This window comes from Dyadobacter sp. CY347, assembly GCF_021502655.1.
Lineage (GTDB): Bacteria > Bacteroidota > Bacteroidia > Cytophagales > Spirosomataceae > Dyadobacter.
Genome location: NZ_JAKFFT010000004.1, coordinates 1,282,578 through 1,297,051, shown reverse-complemented (window position 1 = coordinate 1,297,051; position 14,474 = coordinate 1,282,578). Strand labels below are relative to the sequence as shown.

Below are 14,474 nucleotides of genomic sequence, written 5' to 3'. Positions count from 1 at the left end.
CCTGTAAAGACGCGTTTTTTTGTTGCCGAGATTGCTTAAATTTACGATTAGCCTTTGCTCCTCAGCCCCTGCTATGATGTATCGTTACAAAGAACTGCTCCTGCTGCTTGCGTTCGCATGCATTGTTGTATCCACACCTGAATGTCAGGCCCAATATCAAAGTCAAACCGCGTACTCACGATTGATCGAAACACAGCAGGATTACAACAAAGCGGTGGAAAGCGGCGACTCGCTCGAAATTGCCGAGATGTGTTACCGGCTTGGTAAGCGCTACATTGGTTTAAACGACTTTTACCAGGCTACCAAATGGTTGCAGCGCGCCTTAAAGATCCGGAAGCCAATGGGCCCATCCGAGGATCTGGGAAAGGTTTATTCGATCATGAGCGAATGTGAAGGCTATCAGAACAACATGGCCGGCCATCTTGAATATGTCAAACTGGCCATTGACAATCTTGGGAAGTCGGGGTCCAGAAGAGGCATGATGATCAGTTACCGTTTATTGGGTGGAATTTATGCCAGGACGACCGAAGATCTCCGGCAATCCCCACTGACACTCTCTATCAAGCCTTCGCCCGACAGCGCGATTTACTTTTTCGCGCGGTCCCTCGAAATTGCCAGGGAGCTTAACCTTCCTACCGATGTAGCGCTGATTTACCAAAGTATGGCTAACTCCTGGCTTGTGAAAAAGGATTTTAAAAGAGGTGCAGATTATTTTCAAAAGGCTGCCATGATTTTTGATTCCATCCATAAGCCGGCAGGCGTGCGTGAAGCATATCTCACTGCGGCATCGTCATTTTTGGACCAGCAAAGTCCGGCAATTGCGAAATCGTGGATCGACAGCGCTTCAAAAGGCAGTGACTCGCTGCAAAAGTCGGATGTGGTCAGCGAGTCTTTTAAAATGCACCTGGTACGATCAAGATATTACCAGCAGACCGGCGACTGGAAACGCGCATTCCTCTATTGGGAAAAATACAGTAAGTACGTTATTTATCAGCGTGATGCGTATAAAAAGAATGCTGTGGATGGGCTTACGCTGCTGTTTGAAAATGAAAAAAAAGAGCTTAGTATCCAGCATCAAAAAAAGGAGCTGGCATTGCTCCGGAAAAATGAAAATTACCAGCGACGGATTACTTTGGGCATACTGACTGCATGCGCGATCTTCATGGTGGCGGGTTATTTCTTTTTCCATTTGTACCGGAAATACCGCCGCCTGAGCCACCTGAACAAAGAACTCGTCAAGGAACAGAGCCATCGTATCCGGAACAACCTGCAATCCGTTGCGGATCTTATTGAACTGCATATTTTTCAGTTATCCGATCCCGCGTCGATATATGTTTTGAAAGAAAGCTTGTCCAGAGTAGAAACAATATCGCTCATCCACCGGGATCTTTACAACACCGACTGTCAGGACGCCATTGAGATACACACATTTATTCCTGCTCTCGTCCGAAAAATCATTTCTCAGCTTCCGAACGGGATCCATGTCCATTTTGAGATTGAGGATTTGCTACTACACGTGGACCAGGCGATCCCGGTCTGCCTCATTATCAATGAACTCGCTACAAACGCTTCAAAACATGCATTTAATCACCACGCAGAACCAGAGCTTTACGTATCGCTCACTCTAAACGATAGCTGGATTAATCTTACTTTTAAAGACAATGGTCCAGGGTTTGATAAAGGCGTGCATAGAAACTCATTCGGGATCAGGATCATTGAGCTGCTAACGAAAAAGCTGAAAGGAAAACAGGCATTTAAAAATGAGGCAGGATGCACATTTACGCTTTCGTTTCCATTGTCCAGAAAATCGAAGTTTGGGAAAATCGCAAAAAGCAAGGAGTTAAATACAGGGAATTATGTTTAATGTGATCATCATCGAAGACGATACGCTTTTGGCCGAACGAATTTCCCATCACCTGATGCTGGAAGGATTTCACGTTTGCGGCATTGCCGACAATCAGCAAGGTACCAATGAAATTCTCTCAAAGAATGCCGTGGATATTGCGCTCGTCGACATCAATCTGAACGGGCCGGAGAACGGCATTGTGATCGCCAACGAACTTGTGAGGATCAATTCGGTTGCGGTCATTTACATATCAGGCGAATCGTCGGATGAGATCATCGAAAAAAGCAAAAAGACCCATCCCACGTCTTTCCTGATCAAGCCGCTGGACATGTGGGCAGTAGTTACACAGGTAAAGATCGTTGCGCACAATCTGGAACACGGCAACTATCTTTTCCCCGGTTCCGGAAATTCCCTCGAAAGCATTCATATCCCTGGAAATAAAGGACTTATGCGTTTCAAAAAACAGGAAATAGCATACATCCTTGCCGATCGGGGGCATTCCAAGCTATTTCTTACACGGGAGGCCCACCAGCGAATGTTCCCGAATAATCTCTATTCTTACATTCAGGTATGGATCCACATGGGGAAGATCGCCGAACAATTGCCCTGGTATTTTTATCGCCTGTCCCGTTCCATGACCGTCAATCTGAACCAGATAGATTTGATCGGCCAGGATAGCATTATCATTCAACAAAACGAACTTCCATTACCTGACGGCGCCCGTTCAACTTTGCTCAACCGACTCAATATTGTCAGGGCAAAATAGTCTAACCCCAGAGATTTCTTAAAATTTCCGAATATTCAGGCACCGGATAAAGCCTTCACCAGAGAACAATAATCCTTGATAACTTTGCACGTCCTTAACTTTACACAACCTTGAAGAATGATGACATTTGTTTCAAACTTCATTTGTAATACTTTTATAGACAGCGAACTGCTGATTTATTACAATAAAAGATTGAAATACTTTAAGCTTATTGCGCTGTTTTGTATACTCGTAACTGCATGCTCGAAGAGAGAATCCAAGCAGTATACGATTGGCTTTTCGCAGTGCACGGGTGCTGACGATTGGCGTAAAACCATGCAGGAGAGCATGTATAGGGAACTGTCATTCAATCCGGAGATCAACTTTGTGATGAAGGATGCGGGTGGGCAGAGCCAAAAGCAGATCACTCAGATTGAAGAACTGCTCAAACAAGATATTGACCTGCTGATCGTATCTCCCAATGAAGCCGAGCCGATTACGCCCATAGTAGAAAAAGCCTATCAAAGCGGAATTCCGGTTATTATTCTGGATCGCCGCACGAATTCTGATCAGTATACTGCCTATGTTGGTGCTGACAATGTGGAAGTTGGTCAGATCGCCGGAGCTTATACGAATACGCTTTTAAAAGGAACCGGAAAGGTGATTGAAATTAGCGAAAAACCGGGCTCGTCCGCAGACATTGATCGTCATAAGGGTTTTATGGAAACGATCAGCCGCTTCCCGGGCATTAGGCTGACGGCTAAACTGGATGGGGATTGGGACAAATATTCTTTCGAAGCGCCCCTGACCAAACTGCTGCAAACGCATACGGACATTGACGTTATTTTCTGCCAGAATGATCGCCGTGCACTCACTGCTTTTAAGGTTTGTAAAAATCTGGGTCTTGAAAAAAAGATCCGACTCATTGGTGTAGACGGGTTAACCGGGCCAAATGGCGGCATTGATCTTGTTGATAGGAATGTTTTAAATGCTACTATTCTATATCCAACCGGCGGAGAAGAAGCCATCCGAACCGCGATTTCTATTCTTCAAAAGAAGCCATTCAAAAGAGAAAACCGACTGCAAATCACCATGATCGATTCTACCAATGTCAGGATCATGAAATTGCAGAGCGAAAAACTGGTGGCGCAGCAGCAGGACATTGAGCGTCGGCAGGAGAAAATTGAGGAGCAGCGCGCAATATCTGAAAACCAGAGCATTGTGATTTACACCGTTTCCATTACACTTGCCCTGGCACTCATTTTCGGAGCCATTTCCTTTTATTCTTTACGCGAAAACCGGAAGATCAACAAGCGGCTGGAAGTTCAGAATCATGAGATATCAGATCAGAAAAACCAGATCGAACAACTTGCGCAAAGTGCCGAGATTGAAAATGAGGCCAAACTCAAATTCTTCACCAACATTTCGCACGAATTTCGCACACCGCTTACCCTGATATTGGCACCCATTGAAGATGTTTTGGCAAGTGAAAAAATCCGTGATCCGTTGATCAAACAAGAGCTTTCATTGATCCGGAAAAACACATTAAGATTGCTCCGGCTGGTGAGCCAATTGATGGATTTCAGGAAACTGGGAAGTCATAGAATGCAGGTGCGCGCTGGCGAACATAACCTGGTGGCGTTTGTGAAAGACATTATGGTGGCGTTTGAACGCATTGCTTCCAAACGAAAGATTGATTTTCAACTGATTGCTTCGGATCCCGAAGTGATGGTTTGGTTCGACGCCACGATGCTGGATAAGGTGATTTTTAATTTACTTTCCAATGCATTTAAGTTCACGCCGGACAAGGGAAGGGTTTATTTGTATATCAAAACAAATTCCGGTAATCAGGCGCAGATTACGGTGGAAGACAATGGAATAGGCATGACGGAATCGGAAGTTGCGCACGTTTTCGAAGTTTTTTATCAAGCTGAAAGCGGTTATAAAGCATTGGGAACCGGCCTCGGCCTGGCGCTTTCCAAGGAGTTGATTTCACTGCATAAAGGAACAATTTCAGTTCGCAGCCAGCCCAGTAAGGAAACAGCATTTACCATTGAACTGCCGCTGGGTAACAAACATTTCCACGAAGATGAATTACGAACCGAGCAGGCTGAGGACTTTTCCATGGTTCAAAATTTCGAAATTCAGGAAGAAGATCCCGCTTCCAATAATGCTTCTGCTAAGGAGGTTTCAACTCACGAACAATCTGTCCTGCTCATTGAAGACAACAATGATCTGGTCAGGCTTTTAGAACAAAAACTGAATGTCAATTATCAGATATTGGTTGCCAATGATGGGGAAGAAGGTTTGAGATTGGCATTTGAGCACATTCCCGATCTGATCGTGTGCGACGTGACATTACCCAAAAAAGATGGTCTGGGCGTGAGCGCGATACTCAAAGCGGATTTCAGGACTTCGCACATTCCAGTGATTTTACTTACCGCCAGAACCACCATCGAACAACAGATCGAAGGCATTCAAACGGGCGTGGATGCTTATATTACCAAACCGTTCAATCTCCAATATGTTCAGGAAAGCATAAAGACATTGCTGAAAAACCGGTCGGTGCTTCGCGAACATTATACGAGTGAGTTGCCGATTGAAACTTCGTCGGGAACAAATCCCAATAAACTCGACAAGAAATTTATCACACAATTCACTGCATATATTGAGGAGCGTTATGATAATTCGGAATTGAGTGTGGAAGACATTGGCAGAGACCTCGGCATGTCGCGCGTGCAGCTTTACAGAAAAGTGAAGGCGTTGCTAGGCATGAGCGTGAATGAATACATCCAGCAAGTAAGGCTCAACAAAGCCAAGTTCCTGCTGCGCCGCGACGATCTGACCATTGCAGACATCGCCTATAAAGTAGGCTTCTCCTCTCCTACTTATTTCTCAACAGCCTTCAAGGGAAAATATAACCAAACCCCTATGGAATATAAGAAATCGTGAGCAGCCGGTTTTTTATTTAACATTTTCAGTCTATTGTTCAATTTCTGTCTGAGACAATTCATCAAAAATGATACAAATTTTAAATAAGATGTATCAAAAGTGAAAGATGACTTATGTATCAAATTTCAAATAATAGGCTAAAACACTGATTATCATCATTATATACTTCTAAAATACCACTGTATCAAAGTTTAACTTTTTTGAGATATTATTTAGTTATTCCGGGCGCTTAGTGGCGGTAGTTTTGACAAAAAATCAGAACTACCAATGAAAAACAGTAAGGTATTAGTTTGGTCGATCGTCGTTGCACTTGGCGGATTCCTTTTCGGATTCGACACGGCCGTGATCTCGGGAGCGGAAAAAGCCATTCAACATTTATGGGATCTGTCCGCGGTCGAGCACGGATTCACCGTTTCCATTGCATTGATAGGAACTGTTCTTGGCGCAATGTTAGGCGGCATTCCGGCAGACAAGCTCGGAAGAAAAACCACCTTATTTTGGATCGCTGTTTTATATCTGGTTTCTTCGCTCGGTTCTGCCCTTGCAACCGACTGGTACGTTTTCATTTTCTTCCGGTTCTTAGGTGGCTTGGGTGTAGGCGCTTCTTCCGTAGCTGCGCCGATGTACATCTCTGAAATCTCTCCTGCCAAGTCACGCGGGAAAATGGTTGGCCTATTCCAATTCAATGTCGTTTTCGGAATTCTCATCGCTTACTTCTCCAATTACTTCATGCAGGATATGGGCGACGATGCTTGGCGTTGGATGCTGGGCGTGCAGGCTTTGCCGTCTCTGATTTTCTTACTCGCAATTCTTTACGTTCCAGAAAGTCCGCGCTGGCTGATCATGAAAAAAGGCGACGTGCAGCAAGCGAGAGAAATCCTGAACATTATCGATCCCCAGACCAGCGAAGAAACATTGTTTGCGATCATGAATGCGAACGAAGAAACCAAAGACAAACCTTCTGCCCGGCTGTTTTCGGCCAAATACAAAACACCCGTAATGCTCGCCATTTTGTTCGCGGTTTTCAACCAGGTATCGGGTATTAATGCCATCATTTATTACAGTCCGCGCATTTTTGAAATGACGGGATTAGGAGCAAAAGCTGCTTTCTTGTCTTCTGCGGGAATTGGTTTTGTCAACTTTGCCTTTACGCTTTTGGCGATCAACTTTATCGATCGTTTTGGCAGACGCACATTGATGGCGATTGGCTCCGTAGGCGTCATCATCACGCTTGGACTGGTTGCCAGGGCGTTTTTTATCCAGGATTTCACGGGCGTTCCGGTGTTCCTGTTCGTCTACATTGCATTTTTCGCATTCTCCCAAGGCGCAGTGATCTGGGTTTTTATATCTGAAATTTTCCCTAATGAAGTGCGGGCAAACGGCCAGGCGCTGGGAAGCTTTACCCATTGGTTCATGGCGGCTATTATCGCTTTTTCTTTCCCTATCATTTCCGAATATCTGGGCGGCGGAATCACATTCTCATTCTTCGCTATCATGATGATTTTGCAGCTCATTTTCGTTTGGCGCATCATGCCCGAAACCAAGGGAACTTCGCTGGAAAGGACTGACAAAACAATGATTCTACATTAATATCTCAACTTATATGACACCATCAATAACCGTTTTCGGAGAAATGCTTTGGGACATGCTGCCTTCTGGCAAACAACCCGGCGGAGCACCCATGAATGTGGCCATTCACCTGAAAAACTTCGGCTTGAATCCGGCCTTCATCAGCCGCGTTGGCGACGACGATCTGGGCGTTGAACTCATGGATTATCTTAACAATCAGGATTTTAATACAGATTTTATCCAAACCGGCATTACACATCTTACCGGAATCGTAAAGGTTAACCTGACCGATAAAACAGAAGTTACTTACAAAATTGTGCAGCCGGTTGCGTGGGACTACATTATGACGACGCCTGAAAACAAAGAGTTAGTAAAGAACTCAGATGTATTTGTCTACGGCACGCTTTCCGTTCGCAGCCAGCAATCGCGAGACACACTTTTTGAATTGCTGAAAGATGCAAAACTGAAAGTTTTCGACGTCAACATTCGTCCTCCGCATCTGGACAGAGCAACAACTGAATATTTGCTAGAACAGGCTGACATTGTAAAAGTTAACGAGCATGAGCTCAACACGGTTTGCACGTGGTTTGGCATACAGCCCGAAGTGGAAACGCAGATGAAATTTCTCTACGAACGCTTTAATCTGAAACTCGTTTGTGTAACGCTTGGTGCAGATGGTGCGATCGTTCTTTCCAGTGACGGATTTCATACGCAAGGCGGATATGTAGTGGAAGTGCAGGACACGATTGGCAGCGGCGATTCCTTTCTGGCCATGTTTCTCAAAGAGTATATTTCCGGCTCGTCCATTCCCACAGCCCTCAAAAAAGCCTGTGCAGTTGGTGCATTGGTTGCCTCCTATTCTGGTGCTACACCTGTGATTGCCGAAAAAGAAATTGCTGATTTTTTAACAAATAATCAAACGAATCATGTTTAAACGACTACCGCTTCTGGCTTTTGCCATACTCTGTTGGGTGCAACTTGCGGCTGCTCAGTCCAACATCACCGGAACCGTGAAAGACGGCGCCGGCGTAACACTCCCGGGCGTAAGTATCCTGGAAAAGGGTACAACCAACGGCACATTATCCGATGCCGATGGAAAGTACAGCATTAGCATTAATAGTGATGCAACGCTTGTATTTTCTTACGTGGGCATGGTCCCGAGTGAAGTGATTCCAGGCACCAATAGTGTCATGGATGTGACGCTGGAATATGACTCAAAAAGCCTGAATGAAGTGGTTGTTACCGGCTATCAGTCTGAGCGAAAGAAAGATATCACAGGTGCGGTGAGTGTGGTGAGCATTAAAGACATTAAGGACAGCCAGGTGGGTAATCCCGCAAAAGCATTGCAGGGAAGAGTGCCGGGCGTGTTGATCACCACGGATGGAGCCCCTGGCGGAGGTGCTACGGTAAGGATCAGAGGAGGCAGTACATTGGGCAATAATGATCCGCTTTACATTATTGACGGCATTCCGACCAAAAGAGGATTGAATGAAATTAACCCGGCCGACGTCGAATCTATCCAGGTTTTGAAAGACGCTTCGTCTGCAACCATTTATGGTTCAAGGGCTGCAAATGGTGTTGTAATTGTGACGACCAAAAAAGCCAAAAACGGTCAATCGCGGTTGAATGTGAATATTTCCACCTCAATTCAGGATTATGCTTCGAAACTAAAAACATTGAATGCAGACGGCCGCGGCCGCGCTTACTGGCAGGCTGCAGTGAATGAAAAAGCGGATCCAAATGCGAACCAGATTTATCAATATGACTGGAATAACGACTTCAATAGTCCGGCATTGAATCAGGTTAAATATCCGGAATTCATTGACGCGGCAAAGACAATGAAACCTGCGAACACTTATTGGTATGATGAGATTGCGCAAAAGTCTATTATTCAATCGTATGACATGTCTATTTCCAATGGTTCGGAAAAAGGCAATACGATGTTTTCGCTGGGCTATTACGATAACAAAGGAGTTGTAAAATCGACGCATAATAAAAAGTATAATGCAAGGCTGAACACGGATTTCTCGCTCTTTAAGTCCAAATTGAAAATCGGCGAGAACCTGTCTGCTACTTACATCCAGGATGTGCAGTCTCCAACGGCCGATATATTGTTTGCGTCGCTGGTTTCACAGCCCGTTGTGCCGGTTTACACAGTCGATGGCGGCTGGGGCGGTCCGGCTTCGGGAATGACTGACCGCCAAAATCCGGTAAGGCTCATCGAGGACAACCGTCAGAACAAAGGAAACTTCTATCGGCTATTCGGAAATGTATTTGCCGACCTGGAAATTATCCCGAAACTGCATTTAAAAACCAGCTACGGAATTGATTACAGCGGTGGATATAAAAGGCTGCTCCGGAAATCATACACCTCAGGTTTTTTGTCAGATCCAACCAATCAGGTTTCCAACTTCCAGGATTACTCGGGAAATTCGATCTGGCAAAACACACTGAACTATGACATTCAAACCGGTAAGCACCAAATTGGAGTCCTGGTAGGACAGGAAAGCATCCGATATATCGCCCAGGAATTTTCGGCGAGCAGAAGAGGCCTGGCGTTGGAGAATATCAATTATTCCTATTTGAACGCAGGAAGCAACAACATTAATAATGGCGGCAGCGGCAGTGCAAATTCACTTTTCTCCTATTTCGCGAAAGTTAATTACACTTATGCCGACAAATTCCTGGCATCGGCAACCGTACGACGCGATGGTTCGTCACGTTTTGGAAAGGACAACCGCTTCGGAACATTCCCTGCATTTTCATTGGGTTACCGTCTGAGTGAAGAAGCATTTATTAAGGATATTCCTTTCATTTCTGACTTGAAACTGAGATATGGCTGGGGACGCTCGGGCAACCAGGAAATTCCAAACAATGCTACGCAGTCTTTATACTCAGCCATTTATGGCAGCGATCCGACGTGGGACTTTGATAATGGCAGTGCTTATGACATTGGCGGAAATGGCACCGGCCAGCTTCCGTCAGGATTTACATTAATTCAGCAAGGCAATGATGCGCTGAGATGGGAATCCCTGGCAGAATCAAATTTTGGTGTGGATTTTGGGTTCTTAAACAACACATTGACAGGTTCTGTTGACTATTTCCAGCGAAAAACTTCTGACATTCTGATCAGCCCGGCCTATCTGGCTGTGATAGGCGACGGTGGAAACCGGTTTACCAACGGCGCTTCGATGAAAAACAGCGGTTTCGAAGCATTGCTTTCCTATGACACTAAAATTGGCAACGATCTTCGAATCAACCTGACCGGTAATTTCTCACTGTATCGCAATAAGATTACTTATCTGCCCAAAGAGGTGATTGCATCCTATCCGGGAAACGGGACGGACAAGACCATTCTTGGTCGCCCGGCTAATTCATTTTTCGGATATGTAGCCGACGGCATATTCCAAAATCAGAGTGAAGTAGACAATGCTGCAACGCAACCGGGAAAAGGCGTGGGACGAATCAGATATGCAGATTTGAACGACGATGGCACCATAGACGCCCAGGACAGGGATTTTATCGGAAACAGCACGCCTAAATATATGTATGGTTTCAATACTTCCGTAAGCTGGAAAAATTTCGATCTGAGCGTTTTCTTCCAAGGCATTAATGTAAAGGTTCAGAACGAATTCAAAACCTACACTGATTTCTCATCACTTTGGACCGGCACCAACTGGGGTGAAAGAACGCTGGACGCATGGACACCCGAAAACACAAGTTCTGATATCCCTGCATTAACATTGGTAGACAGAAATAACGAAGGCCGTTTCTCGACTTACTTCATTGAAAACGGTTCCTATTTGAAGCTGAGAAATGCACAGATCGGGTATAATTTCAAAAGTCTGAATGCTCTGAAAATCCAAAGTGCGCGGTTGTATCTGCAAGGGAGTAATTTATTTACTATTAAAAGCAAAGCTTTCACAGGTCCCGACCCGGAGATTCCCAACTTCGCTTTCCCCATACCCATCATAGGAACAATTGGACTGAATGTCACTTTCTAAATTCTGAAATCATGATCACAAAAAAAATAATATACGCCCTGACATTGCTCATGGTGCTTTTCACGGGCTGCGACGATGCGCTGGTAGAACCGGCCCAAGGTGTCATTTCGGGTGAAGATTTGGATACGCCGGAAAATGTGGACAAGATGGTTGTAGCAGCCTACTCCGCTCTCGGAAACGATCATTACACCTCCCCTTTTTCCAGTATGTGGGCTTACGGGAGCATTCGCGGAGGCGATATGTACAAAGGTGGCGACGGCCCGGGTGATTTGTCAGAGTTCCATTTGTTCGAAACATTTTCGCTGAACCGGGTTGATAATGCATTGATCGACCAGGTCTGGTTCAGATTGTACGTCGGTATCAGCCGAACTAATGATGCATTGAGAAGAGTGAGCGCAATGTCTGATGCAGAATATCCCGAAAAAGCAGCCCGCATGGGTGAACTGAATTTTCTGAGAGGGCATTTCTACTTCTTGCTGAAAATCCTTTTCAAATATGTCCCTTACATCGACGAAACCATTGCCAAAACCGATTATCCGACCATTTCAAATGACAAACTTTCAAATGATGAACTATGGTCAAAAATTGAAGCTGATTTCCGGAGCGCAGTTGACAGGCTTCCTGAGAATCAAAGTGACAAAGGCCGCGCAAACAAGATCTCGGCAAAAGCTTATCTGGCAAAAACACTTTTGTACAAGGCTTATGAGCAGAGCGAAACCCATGCAGTAGTAACTGTAAACAAAGCTCTGCTGACAGAAGTGAATGCGCTTTGTGATGAGGTGGTCAACTCCGGAAAGTATAACCTGAGTGCAGATTATGCTGACAACTTTCTGACAGCAACCGAAAACGGTCCCGAATCCGTATTTGCAATTCAATACTCGAAAAATGACGGAACGCCGCTCGGCCGACTTGATTACGGACACGCGCTGAATTACACCATGAACCAGGAATACGGCTGCTGCGGTTTCCACGTTCCCAGCCATGACCTGATCAATTCCTTCAAAACAAGTGCTGACGGACTGCCTCTGTTTCAAAACTACGCTGCCAATGACGTTGCAGCATCGCTGGATTTCCAGACCAGCTCATTCGATCCGCGGCTGGACCACACCGTGGCAAGGCCAAATGCGCCGTTCAAATATGGAAAAAGCTATGTATTCCAAAAATCCTGGGCCCGTGCTCCGGCAGTTTATGGGGCATTTGCAAGCATTAAAGAAGTGGTTTTACCGACGGACCCGTCGTTTCAAAAAGTGCCACCATTTATGTCCAGCGCCAAAAACTGGCAGATTATCCGGTTCGCCGATGTACTGCTTTGGAAAGCAGAAGCATTGATCGAACTGGGTAGACAAGACGAAGCACTTCCTTTGATCAACAGAATCCGTGCCCGCGCAGCCACAAGTACGGGTTTGCTCGTAGCAGCGGATGGTAAACCAACGGCCAATTTCAGGATCAAACCGTACGTGAAGGGTTCGGATTGGACACAGAGCTATGCAAGAATGGCCATGCGCTGGGAAAGAAGACTTGAATTTGCTGGGGAAGGTTATCATTTCTTCGACCTGGTTCGCTGGGGCGTTGCGGCTGAAAGCATTAATGCGTATTTCCAGATTGAGAAAACAAGGGCAACGCATTTGGGAGACGCGAAATTTACTGCCGGCCGGGATGAATATCTTCCGATACCATTGAATCAAATCAATTTCAGCAGTGGCTTATACAAACAGAATGCAGGATGGTAAATGTCAGCAACTGGTCTGATCCAAACACAATAAAATAACGATATGAAAAAAATAATCATTGCATTGCTCCTTATTTGTGCCTTAACCGGCTCGAATGCCATCTCTCAGGCTTTTAAGGAAAAATATCGCCCGCAGTTTCACTTTACGCCCAAAGCCAACTGGATGAACGATCCGAATGGCATGGTGTATCACAACGGGATTTATCATCTTTTCTATCAATATTATCCGGACGATAAAATCTGGGGACCGATGCACTGGGGACATGCTACAAGCAAGGACATGATCGCCTGGAAAGAGCAGCCGATTGCATTGTATCCGGATAGTCTGGGTTACATCTTTTCCGGAAGCGCCGTTGTTGATAAAAATAATACAGCCGGATTCGGGAAAGACGCATTGGTTGCCATTTTCACGCACCACGACCCGGTTCAGGAAAAACAAAAAACCGGCAAACACGAAACGCAAAGCATTGCATACAGCCTGGACGACGGTAAAACGTGGACGAAATACAAGGGAAACCCCGTGCTTCAAAATCCAGGGATAACCGATTTTCGCGATCCGAAAGTAAGGTGGTTTGAAGCACAGAAAAAATGGGTCATGACGCTGGCAACCAAAGATAGAATTACATTTTATTCGTCACCAGACCTGAAATCATGGACGCGCGAAAGTGATTTCGGAGCAAACGAAGGCGGCCACGGCGGCGTATGGGAATGCCCTGACCTGTTTCCGATCAAACACGAAGGGAAAGACATTTGGGTGCTGATTGTGAACATAAATCCGGGTGGGCCAAACAAGGGTTCCGCAGGTCAATATTTCTTGGGCGATTTCGATGGAAAAACATTCACTTCCAACTCCAAAGAAACCAAATGGCTGGATTTCGGAACCGACAATTACGCAGCTGTCACATTCGCCAATACAGGCGACCGCAACATTCTGATGGGCTGGATGAGCAACTGGCAATACGCCAATCAGGTTCCGACAGATCCGTGGAGAAGTGCCAATACAATCGCCCGTGAATTGGGTTTGAAAACGGTTGGAAAAGAACTGTACCTGACTTCGGTTCCTGTGAAAGAACTGGCTGTTTTGAACACCACAACATTTTCAATGAAGAATGTTAAAGTCAAAGATCAACTGGATCTGACGGATAAAACGAAGAATAAAACGGGATTATTTCGACTGGATTTAACAACTAAAAACACAGCAGATTTCTCTATTGTGCTGGCCAATGAAGCGGGTAACGAACTGATAGTTGGTTATGACAAAGCCAAAAATCAATATTACATTGACCGTTCGAAATCCGGTGCAATTGATTTTGAAAAAGGTTTTGGAAAAAAACACATTGCGCCCAGATTTGCTACGGAAACTAACATTCCATTCACATTGATTGCAGATGTAGCATCCGTGGAGCTCTTTGCCGACAATGGACTCACGGTAATGACAGATATTTTCTTTCCGGAGAACCCAATGTCCAAACTGTCCATTAAATCCGTTTCGGGAATCAGTGTTGACAATTTGAAATATACGGTTTTGAAACCTTCGGTAGAATAGTCCGCTAATCTTGCCGAAACAGGTTCTTATCGTTCGTAAGAGCAATTCAGAACCAAAACCAGGATTCATTCATCCATTCACTG

At 45.3% G+C, this 14,474-nt stretch carries 8 protein-coding genes; all 8 read left to right on the top strand.

Features of this window, described 5'->3' with window-relative positions:
• Positions 1-73 precede the first annotated feature (73 nt).
• The 8 genes from L0659_RS13615 (at position 74) to L0659_RS13580 (ending at position 14,391) form a co-directional block, all read left to right on the top strand.
• A complete protein-coding gene (locus L0659_RS13615) occupies positions 74-1,864 on the top strand; it encodes a sensor histidine kinase (RefSeq protein WP_235126648.1) in 1,791 nt (596 codons plus the stop codon).
• Positions 1,857-2,612, top strand: coding sequence for a response regulator transcription factor (locus L0659_RS13610; RefSeq protein ID WP_235126647.1), 756 nt, complete (start codon positions 1,857-1,859; stop codon positions 2,610-2,612). Before L0659_RS13615 ends, L0659_RS13610 begins: the two co-directional genes overlap by 8 nt.
• A gap of 117 nt (positions 2,613-2,729) precedes the next feature.
• Positions 2,730-5,543: a substrate-binding domain-containing protein gene (locus L0659_RS13605; protein WP_235126646.1), complete on the top strand. Its 2,814-nt coding sequence runs from the start codon at positions 2,730-2,732 to the stop codon at positions 5,541-5,543.
• Between the two features lie 267 nt (positions 5,544-5,810).
• Positions 5,811-7,133 (top strand): sugar porter family MFS transporter, encoded by a 1,323-nt coding sequence (locus L0659_RS13600; protein WP_235126644.1) that lies wholly within the window; start codon positions 5,811-5,813, stop codon positions 7,131-7,133.
• A gap of 13 nt (positions 7,134-7,146) precedes the next feature.
• Entirely contained in the window at positions 7,147-8,046 is a 900-nt protein-coding gene (locus L0659_RS13595) for a carbohydrate kinase (protein ID WP_235126641.1), read from the top strand.
• Positions 8,039-11,116, top strand: a complete 3,078-nt coding sequence (locus tag L0659_RS13590) for a TonB-dependent receptor (RefSeq protein ID WP_235126640.1) — start codon at positions 8,039-8,041, stop codon at positions 11,114-11,116. The genes L0659_RS13595 and L0659_RS13590 overlap by 8 nt, the downstream gene beginning before the upstream one ends.
• Before the next feature lie 11 nt (positions 11,117-11,127).
• Entirely contained in the window at positions 11,128-12,846 is a 1,719-nt protein-coding gene (locus tag L0659_RS13585) for a RagB/SusD family nutrient uptake outer membrane protein (RefSeq protein ID WP_235126639.1), read from the top strand.
• 42 nt (positions 12,847-12,888) lie between these two features.
• A complete protein-coding gene (locus L0659_RS13580) occupies positions 12,889-14,391 on the top strand; it encodes a glycoside hydrolase family 32 protein (RefSeq protein WP_235126638.1) in 1,503 nt (500 codons plus the stop codon).
• Positions 14,392-14,474: the final 83 nt, after the last annotated feature.